Source organism: Pseudoalteromonas rubra, assembly GCF_000967655.1.
In the GTDB taxonomy this organism is placed as follows: Bacteria; Pseudomonadota; Gammaproteobacteria; order Enterobacterales; family Alteromonadaceae; genus Pseudoalteromonas; species Pseudoalteromonas rubra_A.
In genome coordinates this window covers 87,424-106,199 of the sequence record NZ_JXYA01000011.1, presented here as the reverse complement: position 1 = coordinate 106,199, position 18,776 = coordinate 87,424, and the positions used below count along the sequence as shown (strand labels likewise).

12 protein-coding genes are annotated in these 18,776 nt (G+C 49.9%); 7 read left to right on the top strand and 5 right to left on the bottom strand.

Annotated elements, in window-relative coordinates; translation table 11 throughout:
• The first annotated feature begins 6 nt into the window (after positions 1–6).
• Positions 7–1,665 (top strand): GAF and HD-GYP domain-containing protein, encoded by a 1,659-nt coding sequence (locus tag TW77_RS06475; protein WP_046004149.1) that lies wholly within the window; start codon positions 7–9, stop codon positions 1,663–1,665.
• 973 nt (positions 1,666–2,638) lie between these two features.
• Here the strand turns inward: TW77_RS06475 and TW77_RS24170 are convergent.
• From TW77_RS24170 to TW77_RS06455, 4 genes are all read right to left on the bottom strand, one after another.
• Positions 2,639–4,825 (bottom strand): winged helix-turn-helix domain-containing protein, encoded by a 2,187-nt coding sequence (locus TW77_RS24170; protein ID WP_052713077.1) that lies wholly within the window; start codon positions 4,823–4,825, stop codon positions 2,639–2,641.
• Between the two features lie 319 nt (positions 4,826–5,144).
• Positions 5,145–6,356, bottom strand: a complete 1,212-nt coding sequence (locus TW77_RS25750) for a hypothetical protein (protein ID WP_046004148.1) — start codon at positions 6,354–6,356, stop codon at positions 5,145–5,147.
• Positions 6,357–6,441: 85 nt separating this feature from the next.
• Entirely contained in the window at positions 6,442–7,482 is a 1,041-nt protein-coding gene (rsgA, locus tag TW77_RS06460; RefSeq protein WP_046004147.1) for a ribosome small subunit-dependent GTPase A, read from the bottom strand.
• 244 nt (positions 7,483–7,726) lie between these two features.
• Entirely contained in the window at positions 7,727–8,626 is a 900-nt protein-coding gene (locus TW77_RS06455) for a response regulator (protein WP_046004146.1), read from the bottom strand.
• Between the two features lie 99 nt (positions 8,627–8,725).
• Between TW77_RS06455 and TW77_RS06450 the strand changes: the two genes are divergently transcribed.
• The 5 genes from TW77_RS06450 (at position 8,726) to TW77_RS25930 (ending at position 17,158) form a co-directional block, all read left to right on the top strand.
• On the top strand, positions 8,726–9,496 hold the full coding sequence (locus tag TW77_RS06450; protein WP_046004179.1) for a hypothetical protein: 771 nt from the start codon (positions 8,726–8,728) through the stop codon (positions 9,494–9,496).
• 85 nt (positions 9,497–9,581) lie between these two features.
• Positions 9,582–13,466: a two-component regulator propeller domain-containing protein gene (locus TW77_RS06445; RefSeq protein ID WP_046004145.1), complete on the top strand. Its 3,885-nt coding sequence runs from the start codon at positions 9,582–9,584 to the stop codon at positions 13,464–13,466.
• 270 nt (positions 13,467–13,736) lie between these two features.
• A complete protein-coding gene (locus tag TW77_RS06440) occupies positions 13,737–14,438 on the top strand; it encodes an AzlC family ABC transporter permease (protein WP_046004144.1) in 702 nt (233 codons plus the stop codon).
• Between the two features lie 10 nt (positions 14,439–14,448).
• The gene (locus tag TW77_RS06435; protein WP_046004143.1) at positions 14,449–14,760 is read left to right on the top strand and encodes an AzlD domain-containing protein; all 312 of its coding nucleotides are present in this window, start codon (positions 14,449–14,451) and stop codon (positions 14,758–14,760) included.
• 397 nt (positions 14,761–15,157) lie between these two features.
• Entirely contained in the window at positions 15,158–17,158 is a 2,001-nt protein-coding gene (locus TW77_RS25930; RefSeq protein WP_046004142.1) for a S8 family serine peptidase, read from the top strand.
• A gap of 59 nt (positions 17,159–17,217) precedes the next feature.
• Here the strand turns inward: TW77_RS25930 and TW77_RS06425 are convergent, their stop codons facing one another.
• Positions 17,218–17,571: a winged helix-turn-helix transcriptional regulator gene (locus tag TW77_RS06425; RefSeq protein ID WP_046004141.1), complete on the bottom strand. Its 354-nt coding sequence runs from the start codon at positions 17,569–17,571 to the stop codon at positions 17,218–17,220.
• A 175-nt stretch (positions 17,572–17,746) separates the two neighbouring features.
• Here TW77_RS06425 and TW77_RS06420 point away from each other — a divergent pair, with 175 nt between their 5' ends.
• Positions 17,747–18,754 (top strand): MBL fold metallo-hydrolase, encoded by a 1,008-nt coding sequence (locus tag TW77_RS06420; protein ID WP_046004140.1) that lies wholly within the window; start codon positions 17,747–17,749, stop codon positions 18,752–18,754.
• The last annotated feature ends 22 nt before the right edge of the window (positions 18,755–18,776 follow it).

Genomic DNA, 18,776 nt, shown 5'->3' with positions numbered 1-18,776 from the left:
TGAGTTATGGAACAGCATATTCGAAACATCGCAAGTAAGTTTGAGCAGGCAGGCTCGCAAGTTGCACTACAACATCTGCTCAAACTGGCCATTGAGCTGGCATCTGAGCACGATACCGACAGGTTGCTGGAAAACATCCTGCTCTCTGCGATGGAGCTCAGCGCCACCGACGGCGGTACAATTTATTCTGTATCTGACGACATGCAATTGCAGTTTGCCACGCTGATAAACGGTCCTCTGGATATGCATATGGGCGGTACTTCAAAGCAGCCGATCCCCTTCCCTCCCATCCCCATTTATCTGGAAAATGGTCTGTGTAATGAAAGCGCACTGGTCGCACTGGCTGCGGCAAAACGCGAGGTGATCAAAATAGACGACGTCTATCAGTGTGAGGAATATGACCTTTCGGCGGCGCGGGCAATGGATGCCAAAACCGGGTACCACACTCAGTCAGTACTGACGATCCCGTTACTCAACCATGAGCAAGAGCTCAACGGCGTATTACAGCTGATTAACCCGCACAGTAAAGGCAAAATAGTCCCGTTTTCTCAGCAGCAAACGGAGATGATTTGCTCTATTGGTGCACTGGCCGCTGTGGCACTGACTAACCGCCAGTTGATCGATGGTATGGAAACACTGTTTCAAGCCTTTACCCGCTTGATAGCGAAAGCCATTGATGAAAAATCCCCCTATACCGGTGGTCACTGTCGCCGGGTACCAGAGCTCACTATGATGATTGCCGAAGCGGTGCACGACGCACAATCAGGTCCTATGGCTGACTTCTCAATGAGCGAAGCCGACAGGGCCGAGTTATCTTTAGCAGGCTGGCTACACGATTGTGGCAAGATTGCCATCCCCGAGTATGTGATGGATAAAGCCACCAAACTGGAGTCGGTGAACGACAGAATCGCCTTGATTGATACCAGAATTGAGCTGGCAAAGCGGGATCTCGAACTCGATTACACCAAGCGCATACTTCGTTTTGAGCGAGATGATGAACAAGCACAGGTTAACCAGCTAAGCGCGGAATTAGAAGAAAAACTCACCCAGTTAGAGCAAGATCGACAATTTTTGCGTCATGCCAACATAGGAGGTGAGTTTATGCGTGAAGAAGATCAGCAGCGCGTTAAGCGCATCGCCGAGCAAACGTCGGTCCGGATCGGCACAGAAGAGCACCCCTTACTGACTGACAATGAAGTCTATAATCTCAGTATAGCGCGCGGCACATTGACCACTGAAGAGCGTAAGATCATCAACCGGCACATGGACATCACGCTGGAAATGCTTGAAGCACTCCCTTTTCCTAAACATTTACGTCGCGTACCGGAATTTGCTGGCGGCCATCATGAAAAAATGGACGGCACAGGCTACCCAAGAGGACTGACACGCGAGCAGATGTCCATACCCGCCAGGATCATGGCCATAGCAGATATTTTTGAAGCGCTGACGGCAGCAGATCGGCCCTATAAAGATGCCAAAAAGCTCAGTGAGTGCTTATTTATTATGGGAAAAATGAAACTGGGTGATCACATAGACCCGGATCTGTTTGACGTCTTTGTTGAGTCAAAAGTGTATCTGAAGTATGCCAGGCAATTCCTGAAACCCATTCAGATTGACGAGGTGATCCACGAGCAGATCCCTGGATACGAGAAAAAACAGGGCTGACAAACGAACGCCGATTAGGGCGTATTGACGAGTAGCTGTGACGACTTGTTGTTTGACAACCCTACATATAGTGATGACATTGTTATTATTATTTTAGTACGGAAAACAATTTTCCTGTTACAGCAAGCATAACCTGTTAATGCTATTGATGAATCTGACCAGCGATGCAGTGGCAGTAGGACCACTGCATCGCCGGCAATCACTCCCTGACGCTCATCGATCTATCCTTGTAAAAAACCCCAGAGCGCTGATACTGCATGTGACAGGCACTCACTTCAGCGCTTTCAACACTGTCCCTGTTGCTCTCCCTGTGTTGCTCTGGACATTATTGTTATTATTGTTATTGCGCCTATATGTTGCACGGAGTGAAACAAAAACCCCGAAAAAGACAACAAACCAATTTTGAGGCTTCTATTGAGCTAACACCAAGCACTGCGTTTTCGTTCCTTGTGCGCTTGGTACTTATCTCTTCCTTTCCTTGCAAGAGACATTGTCGCATGTCAACCATCTTCCCTGACAGTGTTGGCAAACTGCGCCAGACTGCAAACTCAGTTACAACCTTTCATCAATCCCTGCCCGGTTGTTGCTAACTCGGATGAAAATATAAAAACTTATCTCAATTTTCTAAACAACTGTTACATCTATTTTTTATAACCAAAAAAATAAGCCTTTATATCAAAGGCTTATTTTCTTTTTCTATTCAGAAATAATAGCAATGCTATTCCTTCGGATTAGCCCCTTGTACAGGCCATTCGCAGAAAGGCCCTACGCGACACTCTTTGACTGGGCCTACATTATCGTCATTGGAAGCTAAGGAAGTTGTCGATGTCATTGATGCGCATACCACAGTCAACGCATAGGCAATGCTTTTAATTGCTTGAGTCAAAATGATGATCCTTTTATTTGATTGGGTAAAGTACAAACAGAGGTCAATAATAGTTATTAGAAAGGGGACCTCTTTCAGGGATCTATGTTAGTGATTTATTGTCATTCCGACAACAGCGGTATCATTTATTTGTACAGATAAGGCCAAGGCTTTGCTGCCAGCGGCATCTGCGGATATGGTAGGATAAAATGCGTAAAGGCGATGTGCATCATGGCTGTATTCACCGGTACGCCAGTTAAGTGTATGAAGGTAAGTCTTGCGGGAATCAAATGTACTCCAGATAACAAGATCCCCCCTGACATACCAGCGGCAAATATATCTGAAGTCAATTTTATGATTAAGGGCGATTGCTTCACTGTCCAAATCACTGAAGTAATACAGTGGGCCATCACCTGCGGTTGCTTTAGCTGCTATATATCCATCGCCAACCGGGCGGATAGAGCGGTACTTAGGCAGCAGTAAAGCGCTCATTTTAGTCTCGATACTGTAACTCTGTATTTCCCATGCCCCAGCGACGTTCACGCCATAGTAGATATGCTGGTTATCCATACTAAATACGGCATCACTGGTTATTTCTGATGAGGAAGTGATGTACTCAACTTCCCTGCTTTCCATAGATAAGAGCGCTAACTTGCCCCCTTGTTTCAGCAGTATGCCTTTGGCAGCATGAGAAATGTTTAACAGCTCCAGCACTTCGTTACTGACCAAATAAGGGTCTACCTTACGTGTATCAAGTGACATCCGACCTACTGTAAAGGTCTCATTTTGCAGGATTAAAACCCATTTATGCGCTTCAGAGCTGTCATCATAGTACATGTTTACAATCTGAGGTTCTGTATCAATGACATTCAAAACCTGGCTCTGTGCCCCAAGCGATTGCTCCAGATACAAACGATTGGCCCGAGTCAACGCTTGTTGAGTCAGGAAAATATCGGTCCCATTGTGCGAATCCATAGCACGCAACAATGTCTCTTTGTCCTCAATCAGTTTGATTTCTTCTCCTGTCTCCAGGTCGAGCTGGATAAGGCCCGTTCTGCCCAGTAGCAATAGGGTTTGCAGATTTTTCCATTCCACCTTACGAATCGGTGCCTTCCTGCTATATATTAGCGTTTGCTCTTTATTTTCCAGGTTTAGCAGTACCACATGATGATGTCCCTGGCCTGCTTTTAACAAAGCTAAGTGTCTCAAATCTGGAGAAATACTGACATCATACAAAGCTTCATTAGGCTCACTGAGGGTGAATAATCGAGAGTATTGGCGAGACTGTAGATCCAGCGCGTAAAGCATACTATCTTCTGCCCCAGCCTGGATCATGGGAAACAATATTTCAGTAGGGTGACGCCCTTCTGAAAGGGAACCAATAGACTCAACACCTTCAAGCAGGGTAATCTGACCCTGCTCCGGCTCTGCCATAGTCAGAGGAAGCAAACGTAAGGCTGTCTTTCCGTTTACAAAATCTACATACACCAATACCTTGTCGTTCTGAGCAAACTGTACAGAGACAACATTCACGGCATTATATGTTAGCTGCCTGGTGGTACCATTTTGTCTATCAAAAATATAGACCTGACGATCTTCCTGTATCGAGGTACGACCGCTGAAAGCAACATAACGACCATCGATAGAAACAGAAAGATCCAGCTTTTCACCATTAAAAGACGTTACCTGATCTAAATCGGCCACCTTCACCACCTGGGCTTCCTTGATAAAGGTGCTAATTGCATCATACTTTACCCAACCCACGACCGTGGCCAACACCATGGCAAAAGCCAGCCAAGTAGTAAACCACCTTTCACCAGCGGGTTTATTAGGCCCGAGAGTTAGTTCAGAAGCGCCAGAGGTTGGATTGGGGTTCGGTTTCGCACTCTCTTTAGCGTCCCCGGGTGATGTGTCATTGATGAGTACGTCGTTAGGTGGCACGTCGCCTGACTCAAGACTATCAACAGGCGCTACCTCACAAACGAGTTTGTAGCCACGTTTTGAAACCGACTTCACATAACGCGCATTGGCGATATCATTATCACCTAAAATTAGCCTGAGTTTTTTGACTGCACTGCGTACCGCAGTGTCAGACACAATGCGGTCTGACCAAACTTCCTGGTGCAGCTCTTCGATGTTTACGTATCTGTCGCGATTTTCGTACAAATACAGCAATAACGCCATGACCTTAGGCTCAATAGCAACCTCGTCAGCATCGCGATATAAAACCTGATCGCTCAGATCCAGAACAAATGCTCCGAGTTTTGTCAGTTTAATATCTTTTAGCGAAGACATGGCATTCAATCAAAGCGGTTAACTTTCCAATAATTGATAGACGATAATCAGCCAAACCAAGTGATTACTCAGGGCCAATGAAGTTACCTCTGGCAAGGCATTATTTCAATAAAAAAGAATATTTTACAAATTCAAATCATCACAGAGCACTAGACTAACAGGGAAAAGAAATGAAGTTCAACAAAAACCCGACAATATCCGCACTCTAAGCGTTAAAACCTGTTACAAATATGACGAATTATTTCAAAAATAGAAATTCTATGCGGTTATCTGCCGTACTTCACTAATTTATGTCCAGCGTCTGAAACGCGCTGCTGATTTATCGCTCACCATGTTGGTAAGTACATACATTGGCGTAGATACTGAGCATATCGCTTTTTGCGAAACTAATTGCCACCTGAGTGAGGGAAAGAAAAGCCGCTGAGGTTGGCGATTTTGCCCCCGCGACATGAATCAGCTCAGAAAACTGCCAACGCCCGTTTGCCTGACGAGCAAACACATTGACCTGATCAGTCGATTCTGACAATGTCAGCAAACAGTGTCCGTCAGGCGAAAATACCATGCGCGTTACACCAGCCAGTGACTGCAGATCGGCAACACTGAGCTGCTCAAACAGCATAAAGCGTCCAGCGGGGTCCTGCTGGAAATGATAAACGCCTGATTGCGTTGCCACCATCAAGCCTGCTGTTTGCGGCACAAACGCCACAAACACGGGTTCTGCCAGGGTTGTGTGTTGTTCATCCCCTAAGGTGTGTTGCAAAGTGAGTACCTGAGAGGCCCCCGCCTTGAATATGGCGACCTGGTTCGCCTGCATGCCAGCTACCGCGACCTGGCTTTCATCTTGTGACAAGGCAACCGATACCGCCCCCGCCAGCGCTTTAACCTGACTGGCGCGAAGGATCTGTTTCACATTCAGCTTGCCCTGCGTTGAGGTTACTTTGACCAGAGCCTGCGACACATTGGAGGCCACGTAACTGATCCCACTGCGACTACCGGCAATGGCATAAGGGCCTAAGAGCGCCAGCGTATCTTCCTGTGCAGAAATGGGCTTACTTTGCTTAAATACCCGTTGGATATCAATACTATCGGTTACATAAGACACTAAATGCAGCGATCCATTGTCCTGCAAACGAAACTGCGCAACCGCGCCACTATAGAAACTGACCACCTGGATATCTCGGTTAGCACCAGAAAATGTCATATCCGACGCCCCCACCAAAGTGCCGTGCGCTTGATTGCCCGACATCATATCCAGCATAGTCAGTGATAAATCATCCGCCACGCGATACGCAGCCAGAGAGTCATCATCCGCACTGACCGCGTACAGCACCCTGCGGGTGTCATCGAATAACAGGCGGCGCACATTATCCAGTCCATCTATGCCGTTTTGATTATCTGTGTAACGATGCACCAAAGATGCTCTATTCACTTGCTCATCCGTTGTTGCACACCCAGCAACCAAGCCTGTGATACCAGCAGCAAGCAACAGGACTGAAAGACAGAGCCTTACATTGCGGTTCTTAAAAGCCATAATGCACCTTTAGATAAGATATGTAACTAATTGAGCTATTTAAAGTATTATAAGGTCATGCCAAAGGCACGACCTTAAACCAGAACTAGCCGTCTTTTAAACGGGCTTTGTTTTTCACCACCTGCTTCACCATCTTACCAAACGACTTCTCTTTAGCACGCCGCTGCGCCAGGCTGGATGTGTTAAATGCATTTTCCCGGTTCAGCTTGAGGTAGTTGGTAAGCCGCCTCTGGCTGAGTGCGCCAGACTCAATCGCGCCTTGTACTGCACAGCCCGGCTCCTGCTCATGCCGACAATCATTAAATCGGCATTGCTCACCCAACAATTCAATGTCAGCAAATGCCGAACTGATCCCTGTCTCGCAACCACCGAGTTGCAGCTCCCGCATTCCGGGCGTATCGAGTAACAATCCGCCCGATGGCAGTGTCACCAGCTCTCGATGTGTGGTGGTGTGGCGTCCTTTGCCATCGTCCTCTCGGATCCCGCCGGTACGCTGATGCTGTGTGTTCATCAGGGTATTTGTCAGCGTTGACTTCCCAACCCCAGAGGAACCAAGTAATACCACCGTCTGGCCTTCGCTAAGCCAGGGAGACAAACGTTCAACGCACTCGGGGGCGTGCGTATTCAGAGTCAGCACATCCAAAGCGGCGTCAAGCCGACGTACCGCATCGAGCGCCTGCTCGGCATGCGTAACCTGATCGGATTTGGTTAACACTACCACGGCTTGAGCGCTCGAACTGTGAACCAGAGCGAGGTATCGCTCCAGCCGGCTGAGGTTAAAGTCTTCATTCAGTGCACACAATATAAAGGCGGTATCAACGTTCGCCGAGATTAACTGCCACGCCACGTGCGTACCCGGCGCCTTGCGCTTGAAGCAACTGTAGCGCTCCAGCAGCCTGATATATCGCTGCTCGCTATCAACCAGGATCCAATCGCCCACGACGAGCGCGTCCATTGCCGGTGTGAGTGGCAGAGAATAGGTCCCCGCTTCGCCTTGTACTGAGATGCAGGACCTGTGCTGCGAGATGATCCGTAGCGGATGAGCATCACTCCACTCTTGCAGTGTCAGTTGTTGTTGAAAATAAGGTGTCCAGCCTATTTTGGCCAGGTTCTGAAAATTGGTCATGACGACCCCTTAACAATGATGTTAATAACTGAGAAAGGGGCTGTTTGCCCCGGTAGATACCGGGCGAAAAGGAGTGCTGGCTAGACTAAATTCGATTTTAAGTTAGATTAGTTAAGGCCAGTCTGCCCGGTCGGTTTGGTTACTATCATCATCGTCCTCCTGGGTGTTTTTCCGTCAATATTGAGCACATAATATCTAAATGCGGCTCAGAGTCAATGTCTCTTCTCACCAAGGCACACCGGCCTTACACCCCAACGATCAGCATCTTACCCTGCGCCATCCCTTCGCGCTCGCAGCTTAAATCAAGCCGACTGTCGAGCGGGTACTGGTATAAGCGCTCAAGTTTGGGGTGACTTTGATATAAAATGGTGCAGCTTCTGACGAACAAGCTCATTTTGCTTTGCTTATCCAGAAATGCATACGCAGTTTTTGCCAGCGCTTCTTTACACGCCGTCATAATCTCTGGATTTATCTGATTTAAATGTATGGCTTTGTGGGCTTCTTCTTGCGGGATCACTTGCAGGCTGCTGGCCAGCACACAGGCCGCATATACATCCAACACGCCAATTACCCGAGGTTTCTGACTGCCGCGCTCAGCGTAAACTACCATCACGCAGGGCACTTTGCTTTCATCTAATTGCTGTGCCTGGATAGGTTTTAACATCAGAGAATCGCTGATGTTTTTCTGCATCAGGCGTTCCAGCAAGTCTGTTTTAGGCAAAGCCAGCTCTTCTCGAAGCGGTACCGCTTCATCTTCGGCAATCACTTCGTTGGCTTCTTGCTCCAGCACCAAGGGCATGATGGCGCTGCGCAGTGCATCATCGCTGAAAGGTTTGGACAGAAAAAATGCGCAGCCCAGTGAGGTGGCGTACTCAATCTGCGTTGCATCGTCCACCGTCGAGATCATCGCGACCGGCAGCTCGGGGTGGCTGACACGGAGGGTTTCCAGCAGTTCAATGCCGGTTTTATCCGGCATATGCCAGTCGGTCAGAATGATCTGCGGCTGCCAATCAGCTATTAGCGTCATCGCCTCATCAACACGGCTGGCACAGCGCAACAACAGCTTGCGATACTCAAACTGTTGCAGGGCCCGCCGGATGATCTCACAGGTTGCATGGCTGTCATCAACGATCAGAACTTTCATTCTTTACCCTAACGCAATTATTCTTCTTCAGTATAGGCAGAATTCTGAACGAAAACTAAACTTATCTTATTGATAAACAAACGCGGCATAACTCAGCGTATGGTTCCTCTCGAAGTTTACCAATATCTGGCAGTGAATGTGGGGCTGTTGATCCTGGCGGCCTGGTTTTATATTTTATTGTTGATTTTAAGAGAGTTTCGCCACTTTGCCGGGGCTTTTTTAAACCACAAACCAAGCACACCAGAGAACGACGAATTACTGGCGCAGTGTCGCGAATCAGTCGCGCGGGCCAGCCAGTTTACTCAGCAGCACAGCAAGACCATTTCAGAGCTGTTGCAAGTACAGATGACGCTGGAAAATCAGCTCTCGCAGATCCGGGCATCCACCGCCGACCACATCACCAAAGAAGAACAAGGCTCCATTAACGAGCTCAACAAAAAACTGATCCGCTCCCATAAACTCATCAAACGCCTTAAAGGCGAACTCGATAATAGTGGCAAGAAACTGCGTCATGTCAGCTCCAAACTGGAACATCAGTTCCAGTCCACCGACACACTGCGCCAGGCCAATACCCAGCTACAAGAAGAAATAGAGCAACTTCGGCAAGACAAAGCAGGGGCACCTGCCAATGCGATGAGCGACCAGCAAACACAAACCCTGCTAAACCAGTACAAACGCCAGATAGAGGAGCAAAATCAACTGATAGATCAACTCTCTGTAGAACATGAGGGCGACGGCAGCAGCGCAGAAGTCGCGGCCCTTAAAGCAGAGCTGGAACAGACCCGGCAAAAGCTAACCCATCTGAGTAAAGAGAAAAACTTTGTTGAGAGCCGCTATCTTGAAGCCATCAAGCAAAATAAGCCGCAATAAACACGGCGCATACCGGGCCGGGTTATCTATACTGGATAGGCATATACCGGTATTACCTCAGCGCATTAAATCTGGGGGAGCATAAGTGATTCGATTACCAGGCCTGCGGCGCGTAGTGGCTTTATTATTACTGTTATGTACTTATCTGATGCCCTTTACAGCAGTCACAGCAACTGAGACAAGCGTACACCCGTCGCAACCGGCGACCGGCAACTCTTTTTTCGAACTGGGCGAATTAATTTTTCAGACCATAGGCGACAACGAACAAATTCCTCAGGGGGTAGTTACCGCGCTGGCGCAGGATCGGGACGGGTTTATCTGGATCGGCACCCAGTTTGGTCTGCTGCGCTTTGATGGCTACCGCTTTGTGACTTTTCTGCATGACCCAAAGGATGATACCAGCCTGTCAGGCAGCTTTATCAGATCATTATGGGTGGCACCGGATGGTCGAGTCTGGATAGGGACTTTTGCTGATGGAATATCCGTCTACAACCCTGCAACAGGACGCTTTAAACGTTTTGAGCATAACCCCTCCGATAACAACAGCCTGTATAACAACACGATACGTGCGCTAAGCGGAGATGATCAGGGTAACATTTACGCCGCAACGGACAACGGCCTGAATCACATCGAGGCCACCACAGGTCGGGTCTCGCGGCTCAAAATAACCGGCTGCGATCAGCCGCTTATCCAGCCGCGCCTGCGTTCACTGTTACTCAGGGGCACAAACACACTGTGGGTGGGCAGTAAAACGGGCCTCTGCCGCGTCACTTTACCAAACGGGCACGCCTCCGGGGAGGCCAATTGGCAGCAACCTCTGAGTGGTGAAACCCTGGCTGCATTTAATCAACAGAATGTGTTTCGCCTGTTTCAGGACGCCAATCACGCTATCTGGGTTGGCACCACAGATCATGGCGCTGCTTTTTTCATGCCGGGCTCGGATCAGGTGACCCGTATCCACCATCGCCCAGGCGATCCAACCAGCCTCAGCCACCACTGGGTTAATGGCATTATACAGCCAGATCCCGAGCATATCTGGCTCAGCACCTCCGGAGGCGGGATCACTGTGGTTAATGCCAACAGCGGTGCGGTGATCCGACATATTCGCCATGATCCGCTTAACCCCTATAGTATCAACCTCGACTCTATGGGGGCCCTGCTTGTTGATGCCTCCGGGTTGATCTGGGCGGGCACCTGGGGCAACGGGCTGAATCGCCATAACCCGCACAATGGTGCGTTCAGAACGTTTGTTCGGCGATTGTCCTACCCCCACTCGCTCAGTCATGAAGATGTCCGCAGCATCACGGAGCTGGACAATGGCCAGATCTGGGTTGGTAATGCACAAACAGGGATCGATATCATAGATCCCAGCATGGGTGTGGTAGCCGGTCACCGGCCTGATCCTGGCGATCCAAGCAAGCTCGCCGACGGCTATGTCCGGGTGATCCGGCAAACCTTTGATGGCAGCGTCTGGACCGGATCGGCCAATACCGGATTGCACCATTTCGATCCTCTGAGTCAGCAGTTTACACGTTACAGCAAAGCCGATGGTCTGCCCGGTTATCAGGTTGTGATGTTACAGGAAACCGCCAATGGACAGCTATGGGTTGGCACCGACGAAGGGTTAGCGCTGATGGACATTAAAACCCGCCAGCTACAGCCACTGAGCGCCTTTAAAAATCATACTCTGCTGTCAGGCAAGCCGGTCCTGACGATGGCCTATATGGCCCCGGATCTGCTGTGGGTCGGCACCCGCATTGGTTTATTGGTACTTGATCTGAAAGCGAAAACCGTGACCGAGATCAGTGCCCGGGCACAAACCACTGACACGCTCTCAGACAACTACATCAAAAGCTTGCTGGTTGACAGCCAGGGGCGCCTGTTGGTCGCGACCCCGCACGGGCTCGACAGACTGGTTCATTTCGATGGCCATCAGGCACAGTTCGAGTCACTGGATCAATTGGCGGGCAGACCCACAGGTACCGCAGGAAACCTGATGGAAGATGCGCAGGGACGGATCTGGAATGGCTATGGCTGGCTGGACCCGTCAGCGCAAAGCTTTGAAGACCTGGGTGTTGCCGATGACTGGGACACCGGGACCATGTGGACGGGCTCCTATACCAAACTGCGCGATGGCACGCTGGTATTTGGTGGCACAAAAGGGATCCTGTTACTGCGCCCCGGGCGCTGGAGGCATTGGACCTATCACCCGCCACTGGTGATAAGCGAGCTAGCTGTCAATAATCAGCCCGTCACAGTACCCAAACAACTGGTGCTGCCTCCGAGCACCCGCAGCTTTTCCGTCGAGTTTGCCGCGCTGGACTTTACTGCACCACACAGCAATCGTTACGCCTATCAGCTGGTCGGTTATGACGAGCAGTGGATCCCGGTCGATGCCAGTAAACGCCATATTACCTACACCCGCTTGCCGCCCGGTCACTATCAACTCAAGATCAAAGGCAGCAACCGCAAGGGACAATGGAGCCAGCATCAGTTAAACCTGGCAGTGATCCAGTTACCGGCCTGGTATGAGACCTGGTGGTTTCGCCTGGGCCTACTGCTGCTGATCACTTCTCTGTTATACCTGGCGTATTTATGGCGCATTAAAGAGCTCAAACAACAACAAGTCGCCCTCGATAACCTAGTGCAATCGCGCACCGCCAATATCTCAATGCTGGGCACCATAGGCAAAGACATTACCTCTACGTTAGATCTCTCATCGGTGCTGGAACGTGTCTATAAACACGTGAATGAGTTGATGGGCGCAGACGTCTTTGTAGTCGGGATCCTCGACCGTGAAAATCAGCGTATTTCCTGTCGACTGGCGATTGAAAAAGGGCAAAAGCTGCCCGAATTTGAATATGCCCTGTCCGACACCCAGCGCCCTGCCGTGTGGTGCGTCACGCAACAAAAAGAGCTCAGGGTCAATCAGATCAGTGAGCTGACGCAGTACGTCGACCACATTGCAGCGCCGGTCAGCGGCGCCGAGAGTGAGTCGTTGGTTTATCTGCCGCTGATTATTGATACCCGGATCATCGGCTGTTTAACCGTGCAAAGTTTTCAGCCGCATGCATTTAGCGACAACGATGTGCAAATGCTGCGCACTATCGCTAACTATACCGCCATTGCACTGGCCAACGCCGATGCTGTGGCGCAGCTTGAAAGTACCTTTAACCAGTTGCAAACCGCCCATGAAGACCTCAAAGTTACTCAACAACAACTGGTACAACAGGAAAAAATGGCCGGCCTTGGCCGCTTAGTCTCTGGCGTTGCCCATGAGATTAACACCCCGCTTGGCATTGGCATAACCGCAGGCTCATACGCCAGCAAAGCACTGGCAGAATGCGAGCAGAAATTGGCCAGTGGCAAACTTAGCAAAGACCACTTGGAACAGTTTTTTGCCACCTTACAAGAAAGCCTGCAACTGCTTGAGTCGAATCTGGGTCGTGCAGCCCAGCTGGTGAAAAACTTTAAGCAAGTGGCGGTTGATCAGTCCATAGAAGAGCTCAGCACCATCAACCTGCCGGACTATCTCAACGATGTGTTAACCAGCTTGCACCCCAAGTGGAAGCACACTCAAGTCACAGTAAAAACCGATTTTCCCTCGGAGGCTCGCCTATCGACCTACCCCGGCGCAATTGCCCAGATCCTCACAAACCTGGTCGACAACGCCATTAAACACGCCTTTGATGAAGGTACACAGCCCGGCACCATCCGCATTACCATAAAGGACACACCAGAGCAGCTCACCTGGATTGTTACTGACGACGGCGCCGGTATGAGCGAAGAAACACGGGATAAAGTTTTTGAGCCCTTTTACACCACCCGACGCAGCCACGGTGGCACCGGGCTCGGGATGCACATTGTGTTCAATATTGTGACGCAAAAGCTCAAGGGCACCATAGAATGCCACAGTGAGCCAGATCAGGGCTGCCAATTTACACTGGTGCTGCCCAAATCAAGTGACTAGCGCCCGTACTGACCGAGATTTATCCAATGACTTGGCCTTCACAGCCGGACCTCTCTATTACCAATAAACACACTTAACGACAGTAAACGTGCTCCAATAAAGCCCACAACCTGATGAAGTTTTAGTGCTTAATTATTGCTCACAGGTTCTGTTCAAGGTACATTCTGAATCTAAAATAATAAAAACAAGCAGCCTTCGCGACAACACCCATTCAGTCTTCATTGTCATCCGCGCAGGTTGTCATGCCACTCACAGATTTAGGTAGGTACTATGAGCACGGAGCAAGCACAGCCGGTCAGGTCAATCAAACTGGCCGCATTTTTTGACATTCTTCCCTTATCCATTGCCGTGATCCCCTGGGGGATTTTATGTGGTTCACTGGCCATTCAAGTGGGGTTGAGTCCGCTGCAGTCACAACTGATGTCGCTGCTGGTCTTTGCCGGCGCAGCACAATTGTCTGCCTTGACCCTGACGGGCGCCAGTGCGGGTATCGCGACCATTTTGGGCAGTACAGCCGTGATCAGCTCACGCCACTTGCTCTACTCAGCCACTTTTCGCAGTCATGCCATGGGCTTACCTTTACATCACAAAATGCTGATGGCCTTTTTGCTGACCGATGAAATGTTTGCCGTCACGGAGAATAAGCGTAAGGAGCTGGGCTACTTTCCCCTCTACTATGCCTTGATCTCAGGCGCCACGTTTTATGCCATCTGGAACCTGTCAACACTGGCTGGCATTGTGGCGGGTACCAGTATTCCAAACCTTGAAAGCCTGGGGCTCGAGTTTGCTATTGCTGCCACTTTTATTGCCATGGTGGTCCCGAATATACAATCCTCGCCAGTGTTAGTCGCGGTGCTGGTCTCAGCCTGTTGCGCAGTTTTGTTTCATAAACTCGAGGTCCCGAACGATCTGTTGCTCTCTGCGCTGGTCGGTATGGTCGTCGGTTATTGTTTAGATAAAGAAAGCGATTAGGAGGCGCACTATGAGTTATGATCTGATCTTTTTAATGGCCTTGATCACCTTCTTTATGCGCTATGCCTTTTTCATGGAAAAGCTGCCCATCAAACTCGATATGAGAGTACAGCGGTTTTTAAGCTTTACCGCGCCGTGTATTTTAACTGCGATGGCTGCCCCCATTATATTTGGCGAAGTAACATTCAATACGCATGATCTAATCAACCCCTTTTTGCTGGGGGGAATATTGGCTATCGTATTAAGCCTGCTGGTAAAAAACACGCTGATTGTGGTGTTGGCCAGCATGGGCGCGTTCTTTTTACTCAAGACTATGCTCTGAATGCCCGTAGCACCACTTCAGCGGGTATAGACAACGACGAGCACTGCGCGTGCTCGACTTTATACGCCATTTACAGTCGTGAGATTTCCCTACACGCCCACCAGGTTTACCAGTGCCTGGACTATATGTGCTTATCCGCCACAACAGGCACATGCCAGCAACATACAGCCCAACTCTGAGCTTCCTTATAAAAACACCTCGGCATGAGTAAGTACCTCAAACGGTCACCATTTTTACTTATTTGTGTAATTTTAATTAACAATGGGTTGCAAATAACAATCTCAAGGGGTAGTTTGATCCTCAATGGGGTACAAAATAGACAATAAATCAAACCTCATTGCATTGGATGCAGCAAAAATAACAAGTAGCAACAACAAAAATATCAGTAGGAAGTAACATGACCAATACATTCAGACTTACCTCGTTAGCCCTTGCGCTATCAGCACTGTCATCAACCGCCGTCAACGCACAGGAAACCAAGCAATACATTCTCAAGCAAAGCGATTTAGCGATTTTTGCACCACAAGCCAGCCGCTTTGAGCGCGCCGCCATCAGCCAAGACTTTGCCTTTGAGCCGGCGGCTGAAGTGCTGTCAAATGACGACAATGGCACTGTGGTCACCATGGAGCTGACTGCACAGCAGGTTGCTCAGTTAAAAGCCTCTGGCCAGTATGCCTACATTGAAGAAGATTATGAATACGTGCCTTTCACGTCGACCGCCAGCGCTGAAGTGTCGCCTTATGGTCTGGCCGAAGTACAGGCGTCGCTATTACAAGACACCAACGCCGATCTGTTTAAGGTCTGTGTGATTGACTCTGGCTATGATCTGGGTCACCCGGACTTGCCACAAAATGCCACTGGCTTTACCGATCTGCCGGGCGGCCTGACCTGGTATCAGGATGGCTCAGGTCACGGTACTCACGTTGCCGGAACCATAGTGGCACTGAAAAATGGCCAGGGTGTGGTTGGTGTGTTGCCCAATGACAAAATTGGCGTGCATAACGTGCGCGTATTCGACAATGACGGCAAGCAAGGTTTAACTTCACGTATTGCTCGTGCCGTCGATAACTGTGTTGAAAATGGCGCTAAAGTCATCAATATGAGCTTAGGTGGTGGCAGCCCCAGCCAATATTTCCAGGAGCGTCTGCAGGCGGCCTATGACAAAGGCGTACTACTGATCGCAGCAGCCGGTAACGGCGGCGACGCCACCCTGAGTTACCCGGCCAGCTATGATACTGTGGTATCGGTGGCCAACATTGATGAAAACCGGGTTAAGAACAGCTCATCTCAGTACAATGCGCAGGTCGAGATTGCCGCACCTGGCACCAACATTTTATCAACGGTACCGCGTGGCACTGGTATTACGGCTGGCGTGACCGCCAACGGCGTATTTGTGAAAGGCGGTGGCATGACCAACTCGGTTGAAGGTAAGGTCAGTGCCGAACTGGTTGATTGTGGTCAGGGCCTGAGTGCCTGCGCCGCAACGCAAAGCGTATGTTTAATTGAACGTGGTGGCGCGTCCTTTAAAGACAAGGCCGCCAACTGCCAGGCCGGTGGCGGTGTCGCAGCCATAGTGTACAACAATGCGCCGGGTTCCTTTGGTGGCACCTTAGGAGATGGCGTACATGGCGTGACCATTCCGGTGATTTCTCTGTCGCAGGAAGACGGTACAGCCCTTCTGTCATCTGTGGGTAGCACGGTCGAAGTGCAGCTTGAAGCCATTCTGGATTACGATGAAAAATCCGGCACCTCGATGGCCAGCCCACACGTAGCCGGGGTTGCCGCGCTGGTCTGGAGCCAGCACCCAAGCTGTAGCAATGTCGATATCCGTAACGCCCTGAATGCCACCGCCATCGACTTAGGTGCAGCCGGTCGTGACCATGAGTACGGTCATGGCTTAGTGCAAGCCAAGGCTGCGTCTGATTATATTGCCACCAACGGTTGTAGCGGCGCGCAAGACAACCAGCTGCCGGTTGCCAGCTTTACCGCAAGCTGTACCGACCTTGCCTGTAGTTTTGATGCCAGCGCCAGCCGCGACCCGGATGGCCAGGTTGTTGCTTACGACTGGAATATTGACGGCTTCGCAACCACAGGTGCAAACGTAAACCATGCATTTGCTAATGCAGGTAGCTACCAGGTGTCTCTGACAGTGACCGATGATGCTGGCGCGACGCATACCGTGACTCAGTCAGTCTCTGTCACAGATGGCAATAATAATAGCGGTTGCAGCGGCCTGGAAACCTGGTCGGCCAGCAAGATTTACCGCTCAGGTAATGAAGTAGCCTACAATGGCCACAAATACCACAGCAACTGGTGGCACCGTGGCAAAAACCCGGCGCAAAACTCCAATGTGGGTAATGCCTGGAATTACTGGACAGACTTAGGTGCCTGTAACTAAACACCAAACAAAGTGATATTGAGAGTAAGATGTAAGGCGACACCTGGGTGTCGCCTTTTTTAGTTTTTCTGGCGCTGTTGCCGCTGGCCCCATTCGCACAGCATATCCAGAATTGGCCTAAGCTCATCCGATAATGAAGTACTGGTGTATTCCACCCTGGGCGGCACCTCGGCATACACCTCACGAGAGACCAATCCGTCGGCTTCAAGCTCTCTCAACTGTTGAGTCAGCATCTTTTGCGTGATCTTTGGAATGCGCTTTTTCAACTCACCAAAACGCAGCGTGTTGTCACGCAGGTGAAACAGGATGATCACCTTCCACTTGCCGCCGATCACGTTCATGACTGAGGTCATCGGGCAGCCACCTAAATTAATGTCATTTTCTTCTGTGCGTAACGCCTTGTTTTTTGTCATTGGTTACCCCAGCCATACTAGCTTACAAATTGGTGCTTACTTGATCTGAGTATATCTGAACTCTATAGTTTCAAAAAGATACTAAGGGCCATTTTGATACTTTTATTAGTTTTAAGGGCACATATTGTGCTGGCTGGCCCTGAGAAACGTAACACGACTGCATCAGGAAACACTCATGACCACATCAAAATATGCTTTATTCGGCGCACTGGCTATGCTTTCAACCACCACCGCTCTGGCTGGTGACTTTATTTACAAACCCGCCTCTGCCACTGAGATAGCAGCACACCATCAGAAAGTAGCAGGCAGCCACCGAGAACGTTTTGTGAAACCATATGAAGTGCAGCGGCTAAGCCAGAATGTGTACTGGATATCCGTGGCCAATTACAATGTCACGGCGGTGATAGGCCAGCACAGTGTGCTGCTAATCGATGCCCCGCACGGCACAGGCAAACAATTGCTCGCCGCCATTAAATCATTCACTGACAAGCCGCTCAGTGGCATCGTCTATTCCCACGCCCATGCCGATCATGTGGGCGACTCCAGGCTTATCCAAACAGCACTGGCCGACACCCACATTGAGATTTACGCCACCGCAGAGGTACGCGATGCACTACATTCTCACAAGGTGACAGCGCCCGCGCCAGTCACTCAGATCATAGGCGACACGTTTAAGTTCGAAGGCCACACATTTAAAACACTTAGCAACTTTAATGGTCATACTCAGGACAACACGGCGTTATTAATTCAGGATCAGGGACGCACCATCATCCATGCCATCGATCTGGTCCACCCGGATCAGCTAGAATTTCGCAGCTTCTCGAACGTTGAAGACGCTATTGCCTACAAAAATGACATAGATACTCTGATGGCGCTGGACTGGGACGTGATGGTCACCGGCCACAGCAATCTGGGCTACAAAGCCGATGTGCAGTTCGTTCAGGACTATATCCGGGATGTGCAGACCTTTATTCATGCCGGACTGGCCAAAGCCCAGTTTGCCGAGCACTTTAAGGGTGAATCGCCTTTCAGCTGGTATGCCGGTTATACCAATGAGGTGATCGACTTTGCGCACGCTAAAATGGCAGAAAAGTACCGCGCGGGCAGAGAAGAAGAGTTTGATATTGTAGCCAAATCACACGTCCGGGTGATGTTTTGGGCAATGTTTGCACGGGCGCTGTAAGAGTGTCATTGTGTTGGGGGCC

Bases quoted from the DNA above. Each gene is read 5' to 3' on its own strand.
- TW77_RS06440 (WP_046004144.1), top strand. From the start codon at position 13,737: ATGAGCACGGAGCAAGCACAGCCGGTCAGGTCAATCAAACTGGCCGCA.
- rsgA (WP_046004147.1), bottom strand. From the start codon at position 7,482: ATGACCAATTTTCAGAACCTGGCCAAAATAGGCTGGACACCTTATTTT.
- TW77_RS06425 (WP_046004141.1), bottom strand. From the start codon at position 17,571: ATGACAAAAAACAAGGCGTTACGCACAGAAGAAAATGACATTAATTTA.
- TW77_RS25930 (WP_046004142.1), top strand. From the start codon at position 15,158: ATGACCAATACATTCAGACTTACCTCGTTAGCCCTTGCGCTATCAGCA.
- TW77_RS06475 (WP_046004149.1), top strand. From the start codon at position 7: ATGGAACAGCATATTCGAAACATCGCAAGTAAGTTTGAGCAGGCAGGC.
- TW77_RS06450 (WP_046004179.1), top strand. From the start codon at position 8,726: ATGGTTCCTCTCGAAGTTTACCAATATCTGGCAGTGAATGTGGGGCTG.
- TW77_RS06455 (WP_046004146.1), bottom strand. From the start codon at position 8,626: ATGAAAGTTCTGATCGTTGATGACAGCCATGCAACCTGTGAGATCATC.
- TW77_RS25750 (WP_046004148.1), bottom strand. From the start codon at position 6,356: ATGGCTTTTAAGAACCGCAATGTAAGGCTCTGTCTTTCAGTCCTGTTG.
- TW77_RS06435 (WP_046004143.1), top strand. From the start codon at position 14,449: ATGAGTTATGATCTGATCTTTTTAATGGCCTTGATCACCTTCTTTATG.
- TW77_RS06420 (WP_046004140.1), top strand. From the start codon at position 17,747: ATGACCACATCAAAATATGCTTTATTCGGCGCACTGGCTATGCTTTCA.
- TW77_RS24170 (WP_052713077.1), bottom strand. From the start codon at position 4,825: ATGTCTTCGCTAAAAGATATTAAACTGACAAAACTCGGAGCATTTGTT.